Source organism: Sphingobacterium endophyticum, assembly GCF_009733535.1.
Classification (GTDB): Bacteria; Bacteroidota; Bacteroidia; order Sphingobacteriales; family Sphingobacteriaceae; genus Sphingobacterium; species Sphingobacterium endophyticum.
The window spans coordinates 34,909-52,847 of sequence record NZ_SMMI01000017.1 but is presented as its reverse complement, the minus strand read 5'-3'; the positions used below and the strand labels follow the sequence as shown (position 1 = coordinate 52,847).

At 32.7% G+C, this 17,939-nt stretch carries 18 protein-coding genes and 1 pseudogene; 11 read left to right on the top strand and 8 right to left on the bottom strand.

From position 1 onward, the window contains the following. Window positions 1-134: 134 nt before the first annotated feature. The 7 genes from E0Y80_RS17285 to E0Y80_RS17255 form a co-directional block, all read right to left on the bottom strand. Window positions 135-2,453, bottom strand: coding sequence for a coiled-coil domain-containing protein (locus tag E0Y80_RS17285; RefSeq protein ID WP_156308932.1), 2,319 nt, complete (start codon window positions 2,451-2,453; stop codon window positions 135-137). Continuing rightward, complete coding sequence (locus tag E0Y80_RS17280; protein ID WP_156308931.1) at window positions 2,446-3,510, bottom strand: ComEC/Rec2 family competence protein; 1,065 nt, start codon at window positions 3,508-3,510, stop codon at window positions 2,446-2,448. Before E0Y80_RS17280 ends, E0Y80_RS17285 begins: the two co-directional genes overlap by 8 nt. Window positions 3,511-3,623: 113 nt before the next feature. Next, on the bottom strand, window positions 3,624-3,845 hold the full coding sequence (locus tag E0Y80_RS17275) for a DUF3387 domain-containing protein (protein WP_262885871.1): 222 nt from the start codon (window positions 3,843-3,845) through the stop codon (window positions 3,624-3,626). Between the two features lie 194 nt (window positions 3,846-4,039). After that, window positions 4,040-5,011 (bottom strand): HNH endonuclease, encoded by a 972-nt coding sequence (locus E0Y80_RS17270; RefSeq protein WP_156308930.1) that lies wholly within the window; start codon window positions 5,009-5,011, stop codon window positions 4,040-4,042. Window positions 5,012-5,013: 2 nt separating this feature from the next. Beyond that, window positions 5,014-7,395: an AAA family ATPase gene (locus E0Y80_RS17265; protein ID WP_156308929.1), complete on the bottom strand. Its 2,382-nt coding sequence runs from the start codon at window positions 7,393-7,395 to the stop codon at window positions 5,014-5,016. 275 nt (window positions 7,396-7,670) lie between these two features. Next, window positions 7,671-7,967: a hypothetical protein gene (locus tag E0Y80_RS17260; protein ID WP_156308928.1), complete on the bottom strand. Its 297-nt coding sequence runs from the start codon at window positions 7,965-7,967 to the stop codon at window positions 7,671-7,673. Window positions 7,968-8,045: 78 nt separating this feature from the next. Next, window positions 8,046-8,519, bottom strand: a complete 474-nt coding sequence (locus E0Y80_RS17255) for a DUF389 domain-containing protein (RefSeq protein ID WP_231596085.1) — start codon at window positions 8,517-8,519, stop codon at window positions 8,046-8,048. 455 nt (window positions 8,520-8,974) lie between these two features. Here E0Y80_RS17255 and E0Y80_RS17250 point away from each other — a divergent pair, with 455 nt between their 5' ends. The 11 genes and pseudogenes from E0Y80_RS17250 to E0Y80_RS17200 all read left to right on the top strand — a co-directional run bounded on the left by E0Y80_RS17250 (window position 8,975) and on the right by E0Y80_RS17200 (window position 17,223). Then, window positions 8,975-10,225, top strand: a complete 1,251-nt coding sequence (locus E0Y80_RS17250; RefSeq protein ID WP_156308927.1) for a site-specific integrase — start codon at window positions 8,975-8,977, stop codon at window positions 10,223-10,225. 625 nt (window positions 10,226-10,850) lie between these two features. Continuing rightward, window positions 10,851-11,228, top strand: a complete 378-nt coding sequence (locus E0Y80_RS17245) for a single-stranded DNA-binding protein (RefSeq protein WP_156308926.1) — start codon at window positions 10,851-10,853, stop codon at window positions 11,226-11,228. 44 nt (window positions 11,229-11,272) lie between these two features. Further along, complete coding sequence (locus E0Y80_RS17240) at window positions 11,273-12,346, top strand: DUF932 domain-containing protein (protein WP_156308925.1); 1,074 nt, start codon at window positions 11,273-11,275, stop codon at window positions 12,344-12,346. Between the two features lie 51 nt (window positions 12,347-12,397). Beyond that, window positions 12,398-12,874 carry a DUF1281 family ferredoxin-like fold protein gene (locus E0Y80_RS17235; RefSeq protein WP_156308924.1) on the top strand — a complete coding sequence of 159 codons (477 nt, stop codon included), beginning with the start codon at window positions 12,398-12,400 and terminating at the stop codon, window positions 12,872-12,874. Continuing rightward, the gene (locus E0Y80_RS17230) at window positions 12,871-13,080 is read left to right on the top strand and encodes a hypothetical protein (protein WP_156308923.1); all 210 of its coding nucleotides are present in this window, start codon (window positions 12,871-12,873) and stop codon (window positions 13,078-13,080) included. Before E0Y80_RS17235 ends, E0Y80_RS17230 begins: the two co-directional genes overlap by 4 nt. After that, window positions 13,077-13,685, top strand: a complete 609-nt coding sequence (locus E0Y80_RS17225) for a PRTRC system protein E (RefSeq protein WP_156308922.1) — start codon at window positions 13,077-13,079, stop codon at window positions 13,683-13,685. The genes E0Y80_RS17230 and E0Y80_RS17225 overlap by 4 nt, the downstream gene beginning before the upstream one ends. 18 nt (window positions 13,686-13,703) lie before the next feature. After that, entirely contained in the window at window positions 13,704-13,922 is a 219-nt protein-coding gene (locus E0Y80_RS17220) for a PRTRC system protein C (protein ID WP_037438461.1), read from the top strand. Window positions 13,923-13,938: 16 nt separating this feature from the next. After that, on the top strand, window positions 13,939-15,105 hold the full coding sequence (locus E0Y80_RS17215) for a hypothetical protein (RefSeq protein WP_156308921.1): 1,167 nt from the start codon (window positions 13,939-13,941) through the stop codon (window positions 15,103-15,105). Further along, window positions 15,102-15,823, top strand: a pseudogene (locus E0Y80_RS17210) (PRTRC system protein B). The gene E0Y80_RS17215 and the pseudogene E0Y80_RS17210 overlap by 4 nt, the downstream one beginning before the upstream one ends. Further along, a complete protein-coding gene (locus E0Y80_RS17205; protein WP_156308920.1) occupies window positions 15,823-16,629 on the top strand; it encodes a PRTRC system ThiF family protein in 807 nt (268 codons plus the stop codon). The pseudogene E0Y80_RS17210 and the gene E0Y80_RS17205 overlap by 1 nt, the downstream one beginning before the upstream one ends. Window positions 16,630-16,914: 285 nt before the next feature. Beyond that, the gene (locus E0Y80_RS17200) at window positions 16,915-17,223 is read left to right on the top strand and encodes a hypothetical protein (RefSeq protein WP_156308919.1); all 309 of its coding nucleotides are present in this window, start codon (window positions 16,915-16,917) and stop codon (window positions 17,221-17,223) included. Window positions 17,224-17,543: 320 nt separating this feature from the next. On the opposite strand, the gene E0Y80_RS17195 is transcribed toward E0Y80_RS17200, so the two are convergent. Beyond that, window positions 17,544-17,939 carry a DNA-binding response regulator gene (locus tag E0Y80_RS17195; protein ID WP_156308918.1) on the bottom strand — a complete coding sequence of 132 codons (396 nt, stop codon included), beginning with the start codon at window positions 17,937-17,939 and terminating at the stop codon, window positions 17,544-17,546.

The window sequence follows — 17,939 nt, the reverse complement described above, 5'->3', positions numbered from 1 at the left end:
TCTCCTCAAGAGTTACTGATAACCCATCAGTTACAAAATTTACACCACAAAACGCACCACCTTTTGAATGGTGCTTTTTTATTATGTGATATTTTTATTGTTTGTAACAAGATTTCTAATTAACAAAACATATTCTAGTATTTAATATTTATTGTTTTATCCTCGAATACAACTTCAGCATAATATTTTCCTTCGATAGAAGCGATTATTTGCATAGCTCCAAGAGTATATTTAAACGGTCTGGGAAAAGACTCAATATCAGCATTTGTATCAATTTCTGACATAGAAATTTGTTTTAAAAATGGTTCCATTGAAGATATTATTTGGTTACAATATTCCTTTGATTTTGCTAAATCATTATAAAAACATCTATTTATTTCCGCTAGATTATACATAACCATAGCAACATCAAGTTGATATACCTTAGGAAATTTTAAAGCCAATCTTTGATATATTTCCAAAACTTCGTCCCATCCCTTAAAAGCTTGATCTTTATCACCTTTCTTAAATAATGAATTACTATAAATATTTAAAGCCTGTGCATAATCTGCATCATGAGCATCTATACCCTTATTGAAAAACTCTTTTCTTATCTCTAAAGATTTACTAAGTAATATATCTGAATAAGGACTTAGTGGAGAATGTTTATTAATGAAATGCCCATAATTATTTAAAAATTGACCATATTTTAATCTTACATTATCAGACGAAATGTTGACTTTGTCTTGAAAGTATTTCTCCCCTTCCTCAAAATATTTGCGAGCTTTATTTATTTTATCAGTATAATCAACATCATTATTTTTAAATAAATCAGCCCAATCATCATAGCATTTTGATAAATTCAAATAATATGAGCTTTTATACTCTTCAAAATAAGCCGATTTGGCTACTTCAAGTAATAGTCTTTCTGCCTCATTAAATTCTTGATTTTTAATATTAGTAGTTGCTAAATAAATTAATGCTCGATAATATTCACTACCAAAATCGCTCTTACTTTTATAATATTCTATTACATTTATTAAATCCCTATAAATTTCTGAAGTGTCACCTAATACATTATTAAGTTCAGTGCTATTGATTATAAACGTATTGTATACATCATCAGAAATATTTTCCCTCAATAATTTAGCTTGTTCATAATATTTCTTAGCATTATCATAATCATTCATATTTAAGCAAAGATTCATCAAATTCATAGAAACTGCAAAATTTTTCTCAGCATCTAACATTTTCATGTTTTGTTCAATTTTATTCCAGACTTCTAATGATTCCTCAAAAAGATTATTATCTGATAGAAAATTTGCGTAAGAAAATTTGTTTTCAAAATTATCATCAAATTCAATACTTTTCTTAAATAAAGAAATAGAATAATTCACTCTCTCGATATTGTCATAATTGATTGATTCTAATAAAGCTTTAAATAAAAATCCTTTAGAAATTTCTCTTTTAGAATCTTGAATTTTAGCTAATTCATCTTTCAAATTTTCCTCCTGAACAAGTAAGTCATCGGATTTATTTTTTAACTTATCACTACTTAATATATCTCTTGCTTTCTCAAAATTACCTTTGTAAAATTCTTCTTTCGCTTCATTGATAAAGTCAAAATTATATCTTGCTTGTGAAAGTTCATTGTATAAATTAGTGACAGATTTTTCTAAATTAGTTAATTTGGCTCTCTCTTTTTGTAAAAGTTCTCGTTTCTTCTCTAGCCTTGATACATCAGATATATCCTCAATATCTGCTTCCAACTCTTCTATTCTTTCTTTAATCTGTTTATAATCGTGAGAATTTATGATGACTTGTTGGATAATTTGAGATGACTCAGGTAATACTTGTAATAGGTTATTGAAAAATGGTATGCATTCAATGTTAACACCGAAAAAGTCATTAAATGTACCTTGAGCATCCCGAAGTTGTTTAACAATACCAATTAAATACTTTTCATTTTGTATAGTGTAACACACACCACTTCCTGATAATCCCTTTGCTACATCATGTCCGAATTCTATAGCTTGAAACAATGTATCTTCAGATAACGCGCAAAGAAAACCATGTGTAGAAATATCCTTAACACGAACAGGAAACTCTCTTGGACTATTTAGATTTTTTGCTGAAAACCCTTTAAATGAGTAACCAGATAGCTCATTTTTGGGTTGAGCAAATTTTGGATATACAATATTAATATTTGGCTTATGGATTTCCAAAATAGCATAATCAACTTTACTATTAAAATCTGTAATTTCAATAACATTTAGAATCTCTGGATCAGGTGAATCAAACTTTTCGAAATATTCAATTGTTAACAAATCCCTATTCGGAACATCGGTATCATTAACAACTATACAATGGTAACAGGTTAATACGTAATATTTGTTCTCTATCGTAAGAACAATACCTGAACTAATATTCTCTCCATAAGCAACTGATATTTTGACACTAGTATTTTCATTCATATTTTATTTCACTTTGATTATCATAAATTCGACAATTATTTTTCACACATTCTTCATCCATAATAAATTTTCCGGCTCTACTTTCAATTTCACTTAATGGATAATTAAAATAAAGATTTGTTTCTTCTCCTTCATCTTTATTTCTGCTCAAAATTCTCGCTATAACCTCTCTATCAGGATGTTTAGATTTCCCTACACCTCCATGAGTAGATATAATAAAATTTTTACATTTTATCATATTTAAAAGTCCAATACTAGTATTATTTTTACTTCCATGATGTGAAATTTTAACAAAATCAACACATAATCTATTCTTATCTGAATAGCCCAATTCACTTAAAGTTTTGATAATTACCTCTGGTCTTGAATCTGCTAAAAAAAGAATAGACATCTTTGATGTTCTCAGCAGAAATGCAATTGAAGAAGCATTAACAAAATCATTTTCTAAAGTCTTTTGAGGTGAAAATTCTTGTTTCCCAAGTTCTTCAATACTCCCCTTTTCTAATTGAGAAGTTGAAACATTAGATGCTGGAACTGAAATATTCTCTATACTTGCATTCCATTTCTCTTTATATATTTTACATTCCCACTCAGAAGGTGATAGAACTAGTATATCAACCGATCCTATTTTTATATTTATAATATCAGATTGAAATAATATATTATCCTTCCATTTATTATGTACTGATGATGATTCATTTTTTATTATTTCATTATTAAATGAATCTACTTGTGCAAACGAAATTTTAGGAACTTTATCTAACTTTAATTGATCTTTACAATTCGCCCAATACTCTTTTATATTAATACTTTTAATTAATTCTGAGCTAAAAAAAGAAACCAATCCTTGTATATGATCGCCATCTGAGTGAGTTAATACAACTAAATCAATTTTTTTAATATTCTGATTATCAATAAATGTTTTAATAGCAGTTTGATAAGTTCTCGCTGTTCCTCCATCTATTAATATTAAAGTTTCATTCCCTTCATCATCTATGTCTCTTACGAAGAAACAGTCTCCTTCACTTGCTTTTAATAAGTATATTATTGTTGACATAAAAATTACCTATTCTTTTTAAAGTTCTCAGCTTGTTCTAATACATTATTTTACACGTCATCTTGCGTAATTGGTGGATAGCCATATTGATGCAGTTTGACGATGATATCCATCTAAAGTTGCGCTTTGATGTCATCACGATCAGAACAATTGAGATATTTCGCCGTATTATCTACGATCTGTTTTATTTCTCGAGCTAGCTCCAACATTTTGTCGTTATCAAACTCAAAACCATACTGCTTGCAAATCATATCCAAGATATCATAAAAAAAAAAAAAGGCTTTTTCTTCGTAGTCTATACCTAGATCCTCGAAAGAAGCCATCTCTGCATTCAACTTAATTTCCTATTCTATTTCCTCCAAATCAACATAGCTGAGTCAATAAAAAAGCACGTAAATCATCTTTTAGCAAAACCCCTTGATTAGAAGTTGGATTAACCTACTTACCGTATATATTGATAGCCTTCTGTCTCCAAAAGGCTGATATAAGCTTGTTCTAATTGGTGTTCGGTGTATTTCATCTATTGATGTTATTTCTCAACAATTAAATCAAATTTAAATTTGGCTAATGGCTTATCATTAATTGTATTTTCATCTAAATCAGTACCCCATAATATTCGATTCAATTGATTTTTATCTAAATAAAATCTAGAAAATATTTTTTTCATATCATTAATGTAAGTCTGTGAATAAATTTTCTTCTTCCATAATATCTCCTCTACTTCATGCTTTTGAGTGTTATATAGCAATTTTAAATCAGTTATGTCTGAATAATCGTTTAGATTAATATTATTAATAGTATTTTCAACCTCAATCGCTATTTTAACTTTGTTATTTGAGACATAGAATTCAACTTTAGACTTATTAGAAATCTTAAAAACTCTTTCAAGCTTAGTATTGGCTTCACCTGCTTCAAAAAAAGGGTTTAAATTAGGTATAATTTTATTCGTTTTATTACGATTACAATTTGCACATGATGGAATAAAATTAAAAAATGAAGTTGCTAAAAATGGAAAAATAGATTTAGGCATTACATGATCTAAATCGTAAAATGTTGTATACTTATGATTATTTAAAACAGTTATTGTCCCTGAATAATTACAATAAAAGCATGTTTTTAAATTCCATCCTAGTTCATTAAGAATTTTAGGGTATTCAGACTCTCTATATGCATCATATCTTAAAGCCTCCACTACTTTTTTCCCAAAATTGGAAGAAGGAGAGTTTTTTACTCCATCAATATAATAGATAGCGTCAAATTCATTTTTCTTACTAGTGAATTCCGATGGTTTTAAATTTAATAGCTGGTTATATTCTTTATATAATTTTCTTATATAGTTCCTTTGATCAATTGTTGTTGTAACATCTCTAAATAACTTAATTAAACCTCTTAATGGTAATACAAATGGATTATGTCCTGTCAATCTTCTTGTAGTAAAAATTTTGTTGTTAAAATCTTCAACTCTTTTTATTAAGTCATTACTAAGTTCTATCCGCCTCATTATTAACTGTTCTTTGAGTTTAATTCATCAATTCGTTGCTGCAAAATCTTTATTTGATATTCCTTATAATCAATATTCTCTACCAATAAATCTTCTAAACCCTGTTTTATTAATTCTTCACCAATTATCTTTATCCTCTTTCTTAAATTACTTATCTTCTCAATAGTACTATCACTTTTAAGTTTATCAATATCTTCGATTAAATTATTTATATAATGCTGTGCGTAAGCACCAATAGTACCATTTTCTAAAAAGAATTCATCTTTTAATAAATCATATATATTTGCTGCGAAGGAATTGATTAAATCATTAGGTTCCGACTCACCATTTTCTAACTTTAAAACATTTTCAGAAGGGATATCAGACAATATAAAAGGTGAATGACTTACCATCAAAATATTATAGTTAATTTCTTTATAATTGGTAACATCTGCAATCCTATTTAATAAATTAATAAGGTTGGATATATATTGACGTTGATATTCAGGATGTAGATATAATTCAAGTTCGTCAAAGATTAAGTTGATATTATTAAATTTTATCAAACCAGAATCTTCAGTGACAGATTGTAAATTATAAATATGGTAAGCAATGGTCAGCATACTGTTCATTAGATGTTGTTCCCCAGAACTTAAAGATGTATATGAAAAAGTTTTCAATACACCATCTTTAATTAATTTATTTCTATCATCTGATTTTTTTTCACCAGTTTTAACAACTTGAATAGAATGTTCAAATACAGCTAAAGGAATCTCTTCAATTTTATTTTTATTAAGTAAATAATCATTATTAATATTTATTTCAACTGTAAACTCTTTATCGTCTTTTGACAGTACACTTTTATCAACTTCTATACTTTCGAAAATATTATTTATAAAATAATTCTTTGCCTGATTTAATTTGAATGTTATATGACTTGTATCATAATTTAATTCTAATACAAACCTTTTAAAACAAAACTCTCTAAACTCCTTGCTATTATATAGTTTTTCTACTATTTCCCTAGTAGGTTTAATATTGTTTCGGACATTTTTAGAATCAAATTTATATCCATTTAAAAGTTCATAGAATCTAGATGTCTTATCATTAGATATAATTTCATGAAAATCTCGAAACAATGATTTGATTTCAAAAAGATCATATTCATTTAAAGTCTCCTTTTGACCATAAGTATCCAGTCCAATACTATTCGCAACATAATCAAATATATTTTTTCTAACTATCTCTTCCGAATCAGAGTTATTAATATTAGTTAATGAATCATGTTTAAAATTAAAATAATTAAGATCATAAAATAAAAAAAGAAATTTTCTGTATTTTTTATAGTTCCGTGATATTTTATACAATTTCTTAAATACGTACAGGTAAACTAAACTCTTATAAAAATCAATTTTAGATAGTAAATCTTTTTTAGAAAGATCATCATAATTTAATACCCCATCATCTTTTGAAAAAGTAATATAAGGAATATTATTTCTTATTGTGTTTAAGCTAATGAGCCCAAAACTCTCTTCAAAAATAAGTCTATTATATTCCTCTTCAGAAATTCCTAAATTTGATATAAATTGACTTAGAGAATCAAAAGATGACTTTTCTAGTTCCGTAATTTTTAAAATTTTATCTAGTTGAATTTTAAAATGAACATCCTCGATGTAGATATCATCTATTAATTCTACTTTGCCTAAAATTTTTGAATAAAAAATAGCACGAGATTGCATCAATAAATATTCATTATTGATATTAAAGTTACCATTCTCTTTGAAGGGACTGATTACGATTGGTAATTGATAACCATCATTTTTTTTAAAAATGTAATCTAACCAAGGGAGTGTTTCAGAATTCAAGCCATAAATAGAATAGTTAATTACATTGGAGTAAAAATTAAATCTTACTCCATTAGAAACTGTATTACCAGTCTTGTTGAATTTTAAAATATCCCCCCCCCCTTCTGCTGTAAAAGTTGTCAAACTTATGGTCGTTTGAATATTAATATATCTATGAGATATATTAATAATTTCAATATTTCCATGATCATTTAATAGGATAATATCTACACAACAAGGCATATCTAACCATCTAATTTTTTCAATATCAGTATTTATATGCTCTAGATTACTTATTAAAGTAGCGTAATAAAAAAGTTCCAACAAACTGCTCTTACCACTTCCATTTTTACCAACTAATGCAGAAACATTAATATTTTTACCGTATAAGTTTGACGGAACAATAGGTGTATAATTTATACTCGCAATGTGATCATTGTCTTTATCTAACGTATAACTATATTCATTATAAAGTTTGTATATCTCACCCATTTTTAGTGATTTTATCAAGTCTTTTGAAGTTCCCTCTAAGGGACGTATAGCTAATAACTTAAAACTCATTTATGTATAATTATTTTAACAAAATAAGAAAATTCAACAATTCTTCTTCAACTACTTCCTGCCATTCTTCAACCGTCATGTTTTCGAAAATTTTGAAATTGTTTTTTTCTCTAATATTCTTGTTTCCTAAACCTTTTTCAGAAAGAATATCTTTTATTAAAGTTTTGACATTATCTTCTGGTGTAAAATTTGGAAAAGTTTCTAATTCGCAAACATAAACTCTTTCAATACATCTAGGATGATATGATAGTAATTTTCAATAAAACTTCGGAATATTACGTATGCTTGAGTATTTTTTTTCGATTAATATAATCTTGTGCTTTTTGATTTTGTGAGTCTTGTTTATTTTGTTGTTTATCACTATCAATTAATAAAAATAATTTCCGTCCTGAATTATCAAAATAGTCAAGATTTAAAAAGCTATCTATATCAGTTCCACCGCCTAATGGTAATACCAAAACTTTTGGATTTCCAATCAAATTAAAATCTAATAGTTGTCGACAAATTATATCATAAAACTTCAAGTCATTTGTACTTTCTACAAATAAGATACTTTCATGATTATCTCTCAAATTAAATGAAGGTTTAATTCCAAGCTCATCAATAATTTTAAATAAAAATTCTCTCTCATTTCCAGAAACTGCATTTTTCTAATTTGATTGAGCGTTTTTTGTACATAAAACGACACGGGTAATAGCAATCACACCAACCAAACCTCCAGAAAAACCAATTAGAACATCATAGATATTTGGAGAAGTGCGCGCCAGCAATTCCGACTGCGCATCCTTAAAGGGATTCGATAGGAAATACAAAAATGAGACGAAAAGACTTACGGCAGTTGCAATCGCCAAATTCTTACCTGACTTTTTTAATAAATCAAAATCATATGTTCCAAGAGCAAAACCCGCTCCGACAATTGGCCCCATTAAAGGAGAGATCAAAATGGCGCCTATGATTACTGCGGTGGAATTCACATTTAAACCTACAAAGGCTATGACAATGGCACACGCCAATACCCAAAGGTTTGCACCTCGAAAAGAAATATTTGAGATTACATTCTCCAGTACTTTGTCCTGAGAATCATCTCCGGTGTGGAGATTAAAAAACCTTAATATTCTGATCATAAATGTATTGTTGAAAATAATAATAAAAAATCTTATCCAAATATGGAAATGAATAATAATTCATAATCGGAATTGATCACCTTGTAAGATATGTTAATTTCAGTCATCTATTCAAGAGAACACCGAACCTTCTGTAACTAAAGGTCTATACCCAACAAAACGAATAAACAAATCCCATGATTTAGCATTTCCGATAAAAAAGATTAGTAAAAAGCAAAAATAAGCAAAACGATTAAAACCGTTGCTATACAATGCTTTATAAAACAGTAGTCTTAGTTTGGAACTCGGTGTCTGACGGATTTTGGTTGTGAAAATACAACGTTAGGTTACTAATTCGTTACCGATTGATAAAGGTAACTAAATAGCTTAATTGTATATATTTCAGTGTTTTGCACTTCTTTTATATTCCCTTGTAACTCAATGTAAATTAATTTTAAACAATAAACATTTGAGTTATGACGCAGACAAAAAAATCAACGTTCAAACTGCTTTTCTACTTGAAAAAGAACGAATTAAAAAAAAATGGTAACGCTCCGATTATGGCACGTATTACCATTGACGGAACAGCTAAAACTTTGGGAACAAAGTTAGAAATCAATCCAAAAAAATGGGATTTAAAATACGGAAGAGTTGAGGGAAAAAGTGCCACAGCTTTAAGCATCAACCAAAAATTAGATAATATACGTGGGCGTATCGACAAGATTTATGAAGATATGCTCAAGCACGAGGGCTTTGCTACCGCCCAAAAAGTAAAGCTCTCATTCTTGGGCGTTGGTGTTATGGATGATGCAATACTAAAAGTCTTCAACGACCAAAATGAAGATTTTAAAAAATTGGTCAAAAAGGAAGAACGCTCACAAAGTACCTACAACAAGTATATTACAGTTTATAATCATCTTACCACTTTTATCAAAGAACGCTATCATCGTGATGATATGGCTTTTCGGGAATTGACTGGAGATTTTATTAGGGAATTTGATTTTTATCTTCGGTACGATTTACAGTTTACACATAATACGGTTTGGGTTTACACGATGCCTGTGCTAAGTCTGGTGGAATTGTCTATTAAAAAAGGTTTGATGCGTGATAATCCGTTTCAAGATTATGATATCAATATGGAAGAAACCGACAGGGGTTATATTCTTAAAGAAGATGTAGAAAAATTGATGATGTGTGTACCGCCCCACCCACGGTATGAACTTGTAAAGGACCTTTTTATTTTTAGTTGTTTTACCGGGCTTGCCTATGCAGATATTAAAAAACTAACAATGAAAAACATTCAATCTTTCTTTGACGGTCATCAGTGGATCATCAGCAGAAGAAAGAAATCAGATATTGCTTCTAATGTTCGGTTAATGGAAATCCCAAAACGTATCATAGAAAAATACCTTGGTAGCACTCGTAATGAGTTTATCTTTCCAATTCCAACTAATGTAACCTGTAATACTCACATTGGCAAATTAATTGAAAAAGCGGAAATTATTACAGAACAAAAAGTAACCTTTCACACCGCAAGACATACATTTGGAACAATGTTTTTGACCGAAGGTGTACCACTGGAGAGCCTTAGCAAAATGATGGGGCATAAAAACATTTCTACTACACAGATATATGCTAAGATTACTAGCCAAAAGATTAGTAAGGATATGGATTTGATAGCTCCTAAATTTAAGGAGATTGAAGAAGCGTTTTTACGGGTCATATAGTCAATCACAATTTTATAATAACGAGCAGAACTTACCGGTTCTGCTTTTTTTATGTCCATACTTTTTATAGCCAAAGCACATTTACTTTTCTTTCCTATTCCCCTTCTGTAAAAGAGCCTTTTTGGCTAATTCTGGAACAGAAGATTAAAAAATGTTGCCATCTACTCATTCCACACAAAAACAATTTTTCAATCCTCTGTTAGTGTGGCTTTGATAGCCCCACAGCTTTAAAAAAGTGTTATTTCAATTCACTCTGAACAATTTCTCAATGACATCTTCTTGGCTTCCACATTCATTTTCTCCAAAGACTCGTATGCTTTTTTGTCCCATTTCAAGAGCGAAGGTATTTCCGTGTTCTTAACGCATCACAAAGGTCAAGCAAGTTTGAAAAATAATCTCCACCCGTTGGGTAGTATTTTTTTCCAAAACCTTGGTGCTGCTAAACACGAACCTTTTATGCTCGTGAAACTAAACATAGCATACTCCGGCTCTTTAAACGAATAAAAAAAATGTCAGATATGAAGATTAAAAACATTGGAAATGGTAATGAAACGAAACAGCTCCTCCTCTCATTGCCGAATAAATCTAAAAAAAAATCAAAATCAATAACTAAAAATTAAAGGATATGAACATCACAGGAAGACTGACAAGGGATGCGGAAGTACGCACAACGTCACAGGACAAACAAGTAGTAAATTTTTCAGTAGCGACCAACGACAGCTACCGTAACAAACAGGGAGAACGCATAGAGCAAACAACCTATTTCGACTGCTCCTATTGGATAACCCCGAATTTAGCCAAGCTACTCAAAAAAGGCACTTTGGTAGAACTATCAGGACGAGTAAGCACAAGAGCGTGGACAGGTAATGATGGAGAACCAAGAGCAGGACTGAATTTCCACACCTCACAAATCAAATTGCACGGCGGTGGCAAAAAATCGGAAACGGCACAAGCTACCACAGGCACAAACGATAACAAGGCAGAAGACGACCTCCCATTTTAATCAAGAATATTCAATCATTTTTTAACATCAAAATTTCTAACATTATGGCACATAATATCAATTTCAACGAGAGAACAGGATGTTATTCATTTTTTAGCGTACAACAAAAAGCGTGGCACAACTTGGGGCAAATCGTGGAGCAATACCCGACAAGCGAGGAAGCTATCAAACACGCAGGGTTAGATTACGAAGTCGTAAAATCCCCACTTTTTACCAAAGGTTCGGGCATTATCGAAACGGCTAACGGTATAGAGATAGGCAGTAGCGAATTAGAAGTACCTAACTATTTCGCCAACGTACGCACCGATAACAATACAGTATTGGGAGTAGTCGGTAAGGATTACCACATTGTACAAAATCGTGAAGCCTTTAATTTCTTTGATGCCATTGTAGGCGGTGGTGAGGGTATTCTCTATGAAACCGCAGGAGCGTTAGGCAACGGAGAACGCATATTTATTACAGCCAAATTGCCCGATTATATCCGAGTTGGTAGCGGGGATGATGTAACGGAAAAGTACATTTTCCTAACCACTTCGCACGATGGTAGCGGTAGTATCACAGCCGCGTTTACACCTGTTAGAATTGTTTGCCAAAATACGCTGAACGCTTCACTTCGCAATATGACCAATGTAGTCCGTATCAAACATACTTCGGGAGCAAAACAACGTATCGATAACGCTCACAAGATTATGGGACTTGCCAACACATTGAGCAACCAATTAGAGAACATTTTTAACGAGTGGACAAAAGTGAAGGTATCAGACCGAGAGGTGAGAAAGCTAATACAGTTGGCACTTTGCCCAAATGAAGAAACGCTTGACCTCATCAAAAAAGGTGTAGAAGATGAAATCTCCACCGTGTTCAAAAATACGGTTGAGGATGCTTTTGCCTATGCGATGGTAAGCGACACTCAGCAAATGGACACTACCAAAGGCACATTATTCGGAGCGTATAATGCGGTTACAGGCTACTATCAAAACGTGAGAAATTACAAGAACGATGAAGCCAAGTTGCAAAGTATTGTATTGGGTGGTACTGCCCAACTCAAATCACAGAAAGCATTTGAATTGTGTAGTGATTTTGCATTAGAAGGTGCAGAAATCCTAAATCTTAATTAAATAACCACAGGCTACCACTTTAAACGGTGGTAGCCTATAAAAATAAAAACTATGGCAAATTGGTGCGGTAATACGGTTGTTTTTGAGGGAAAACCCGAAGCAATCAAACAGATACAACAGCTTTTCCAAACAATGAAGGAAAAGGAAGATAAGACCGAAGAAGGGCAACTGCCCGACTTTTCGAGCGATACCAACGGTGGATATTTCTTCAATATTTATTGGAACGAGGGAGACGAGGGAGTATTTCAGTATGAAACTAAGTGGTCGCCAAATACAGAAGTGTTAAGAAACATGGCGGAAAAATATAAAGTGAATTTTATACAGGACTATGAGGAAATGGGAAACGGAGTATATGGCAGGGCAAGTTATCAAAATGGGATTTTGGACGATGTGTGTTTGAGCGATGAAGAATTGGAAACCTATTCTTTTGATGAAGAAACGGACACTTACCATTTCGAGAGGGAAACGTACGATAGCGATTGTGAGATATTGGAAACACTTTTAGAACGCAAACTATCATTCCTATGAAAATAACAGACTTGAACGGATGCTCCATTGAGGTAACGAACCTTAAAGAAGCTATTGAAATGGCAAGGCAATACAAAAAGTACCGCCACGAGGATAAAAGTTTCTCCGAGTTCGACAAACGACAAAAAGCCTATTGGGAGGATATGCACGAGAAACTCAAAGCAATAAAAAAGCAAGTAACAATAACTAAAATCGAAAAGCAATGAACACAAATTTTTTCAATCAAATACAGCAGTTGGACTTTACAGGAGTATTGCAACTGAATATTTCAAAAGGAATAGAAAGCAACCTAATTGTAACGGTTATGCTCAACAACGAACAATGCGGAGATAACACCAAAAACGGTATTCCCCCATTGACATTTAACGCCACGCCCCAAGAATTTGACGAGGGATTTTTTGAGCAGATAACCAAACCTATACAAAAGGTATCGGTATTAATGGTGGATATGGAAAAATTCCTAAAACAATTGGAAGAAGTTAAAAAGCAATCCGCAATCGAAAAGGAAAAAACCGAGAAAGCCAAAAAGGAGAAAGAAGCCAAAGACAAGAAGTTTAAAGACGCAATGGCAAAGGTGGACGAGTTGGAGAAAGAGGGCAAATTCCGTGAAGCGTGGATAAAAGTTCCTGATATAACGGAGTTTCCCGAAAAAGCGGACGAGATACGCAAACGCAAAACATCATTGTCCGACAAGTTTGGAACACCGAGCCTTTTTGTGGCAATGGAAGAAGCAAAACCCGAACCGCAAAAAGAGGAAGAAGTTACTGCCGATTATCCCATTGATGAAGCGGACGAAGAAGAACAGTATTAACACTTAAAAACGAGCATTATGTTATTAGCAACCCAATTAGAGCGAGTATTCATACTCAAAGATAAAGGACAGGACATCAGATTGACCGACCCCGAACCACGTTGGAGCGTGGAAGCCGTAATGAATTTTTACGCCAATATGTACCCGATTTTGACCACTGCTAAAGTATCTGCACCGCAAATCAAAGATGATGCAGTAGAGTACAAATTTGAGAGCGTAATGGGAACGAAAGGTTAACCAAAATTATAAAACGATGAATTATGCAACGCAATATCATATCGGGAACAATCAGCATACCCGAACAGAAACGACAACAGCAGTTACACCGACAGTTGGGCGAGTTCGCAAATTGGCTACAAAGACCAAAGGACGCAAACCAAGTACAGAAAGACAAGCAGAAATCCGTACCAATAGCAATGCTACCAATGGTATTCTAAAGTGTACGTTTCTGCCCAAACTGAAAACATCACCATCCGTACAGGCTTGTCAGAAAATGGAGAGAGATTTTTACCAATCCCTTTCCCAACTTGGCGACCATTACAGTATTGAACCAATGCAGACCAAAAATTTTGAGTTTCCCTACAATATAGCATTGGCTATGTGGGATATGGAAGCCAAAATAAGACGCACCCATATCAATTGGGATAGTTTCAAATTGGTACAGGACAGTAAGAAAATCTACTTCAAAAGTGAGGAACGATACAGTACAGGTACAACCTTGTATTATATTCCTATTGTACCACTCTTTCAAATGCTCAAAGACCCCAAGCGTAAAAAGACCACACAGCTACTTATATCAGTATGCAGTTATCTGTACCATATCGCCAAAATTCCATATTACAGGCAGGAAGACAGTTATTTGTATTGGCTCTACGAAATGATGAACGATTGGGTGGAACAAGACGATGAAATAGACGAAACCGAAGCGTACAAAAGTGAGTTGAGAAATGCTGAATATTTAGGCGATAAAATTGAACAAAAGCTATTCAACCGTATTAATCTAAAGATATTTGAACAGCGTTTGAGCCGATTTAAAAGCCTTGATACATTCGACAGGGAATGTTGGCAAGTTGCTTGTAATGCCTTTGCACTTTATACGGAATATCCCAAAGCAAGCATTTTCAGAAACGCACCATTGCCTGAACAAGACCCCTATGATGATGATTACGAAAATGAAGTAATCGGAATGGAAAAGTACATTTCATTTGTCGCAGATACAAAAGGTTGGCTATATGAAAGCATTGCAGACAGCATCAACAATGAATTTAACGAATATGGAGCAATGGAAGAACCTACCATATCCAAGCGATTTGATGGAAGCGAAATACCAACAACCAACCTCGATTTTGAGAACAGTCTGTTTGATTTATTGAATGATTTGAGTGGATTATTATACGAATACAAAATAATAGAAAAATGAATAATACAACCGACATAACAGACCATTTTGGCACATTGTACCATCCAAAATCTGCTTTGGTTTTTTATGAAGCCAAAGGAACTGAAACCGATATGTATGTGGAGCATTTCGATATGGACAGCAACGGAACGCCTATCAATGCCCATCCATTAACCGTAAAGGAAGCTAATGTTTTGGCAAAAGCTTTACAGACCGATGAAGAAAAGAACCCAGCCTTTTTAAAACCAAAAGGAATCTTACCGACAAACATTCTGCATCTCAATCCGAATGTTGAAAAAGGTACAGTATTATGGTACACCAAAGCACAGAAAATGCAACTGTATTTTGTGGATAGTTTGGGCATACCCAGCGGAATGGCACAAGTACCGCCAATGCTTTGGTTTGCCATAAAAATAGCCTTTCGGTATTTGCTTTGGCAAACGACAGAAGACCAACCGAGAAAACGCCATTGCATTACGTACCCTTTTTCAATATCTACGAAAAGGGCAATGTATGTATGGGTACGGTAAGTATTGACATTAAAAATTCGGCTTCGGTTGAGGAATTTATGCAAGCGTGGGAACATTATTTTTTCAATTCCTATTTCAGCCATTCATTATGCGAAAACTTGACGAAAAAAAACATTGTAAACCTTTGGAAAGACCTAGTCAATACAGACAAACCCTTTCCTAAAGAGGTATTGAAAAAGAATAATAAAACCCTTAAAAATTTATTGTGATGAATACAGAAAAAACCGCAGTCCATTTTACAGACGATTATCTGCTCAATCCAACCAATCCGATTTCGGTAAACCTTATCGGAGCAGGTGGCACAGGCTCAAAAGTATTGACCGCTTTAATAGAAATAAACGAAAGTTTGATTGTGTTGGGACACGCAGGGTTACAAGTCCGCCTTTGGGATGATGATGTTATCACATGTGCCAATTTAGGCAGACAGCGTTTTGCAGAAAGTGAAACAGGATTGTACAAATCCTTTGCTTTAATCAATCGTTGCAACCGTTGGGCAGGTACAAATTGGAAAGCCGAAACGGTAAAATTTGAAAAAGATAATTTTGGAAGACCACCCGAAAAAGCAAGAGCAATCATTACCATTACTTGTGTGGACAATGTACAGGCGAGGTTTGGCGTTGCTGAAATTCTTAAAGAAGTAAGTTACCGCAGACACTACCAAGACGAGCCAAAATATTGGTTGGACTTTGGCAACAGCCAACATACAGGACAAGTGCTACTATCTACTATCAGAGAGGTAAAGCAACCCAATTCAGAAAAATACAAAACGGTGGCAAGCCTGCCATTTGTTACTGATGAATTTGGCGAATTACTGAAGCAATCCGAGCAAGAGGACAACACGCCAAGTTGCTCACTTGCCAAAGCGTTGGAACATCAAGATTTATTTATCAATTCATCACTTACACAAATGGGTTGCTCTTTGTTATGGAACTTGTTCCGCAGGGGAATGACCGAATACAAAGGATTTTTTCATAATCTGAAAGACTTCCGTACCCACCCGATTAAAGTTGCCTAAAAGCCAAAATCGGCGGGCAAAAATGCAATTCCTCGCTACGGTCGGAAATGCATTTTTGCATTTAAAATTGGTGCAACCCCTTTACTAAAATGCACCATTCTCACAATCCATTCTCTTCATTTTAGAAAACAGGTTGCGGCATCATTACACGGGATATTCGGTATCCCTTTTGTTGTTTTAGCTGACTTCTTTTCTTTTCACACAGCGACCAAAGAAAAGAAGCAAAAGAACGTCGCTTGGTTTTGAAAAATTTTTAATTTTACGATTACAGAAAATCAATACTTCATGAAAATTTTCAAAATTATTTTAATTCCGTATCATCTTTTAGTTCACTTCATTTTAAAGCCCTTATCAAGGCTAATTTTAAAAAATGAAATCAGCTATTATAATAATCGATTGAAAAAAGTTCTTGAATTCAAAGACGAATTGCATAAAGTTTGTGAACAACAGAAAGTTCAGATAAATGAGTTAAAAAGAAGAATAAATAGAATTAAGTATATTATCAATCAGAACCAAAATAAGACCTTTGAAATATCGCTTACAGAGCAAGAAGAAATTTTTATAATCGCTTTTGATAAGAAAAATGTATTTTGATTACATTAAAATATATGGAGAAAACGGAGAGCATCCATATTTCGACTGTCAAGTTGCCTTACAAACTTTTGGAAATAATTAAAAAATATGTGATTTTACATCGTATAGAAAAGGTTTTGGTTATGGAAAAAGGTTATTAGATTTTACAATAGATAAAGCAAAAGAAAATTCATTTGACAAAATTCATGGAGACTTATCATTTGAAGATAAACAAAGGTTTAATCGATTATTACCCTCTTATAAAAGTCATTTGGATTTAGATATACCATATTCGAAAATTCAAATAGACCGATTATCGGAAAAATAGAAATGAAATTAGCTTAGCTACAATTTACAGTCTTGTCAATGGCTCTTCTAAAATCATCAACATCACTACCAACCAACAAACAACTTGAAAAACCTATATCCAAAGGAGCTTTACCTACTTTCTCATTGTCAATATCACTATGGGAAAGTAGTTTTACTGTAGGACATTCCGTTTTCAATTTGTAAAGTTGCGACAGTATATTCTTATCATAAAAATCGAGGTCGATGATACAAACTTTAGGAAGTTTTTTCAAGGTAGCTAACTGAAACAATCCATCTTCGATTGTTTCGGATTGGAATGTGATTTCAAATCCTGAAGTTTTGAGATCATTGCAGATTAAATCCAAAATCGGGCTTTTATCGTTGATAAATGCAATGCTGATTTCTTGGAGGGAGTTTACAGTGTTCAT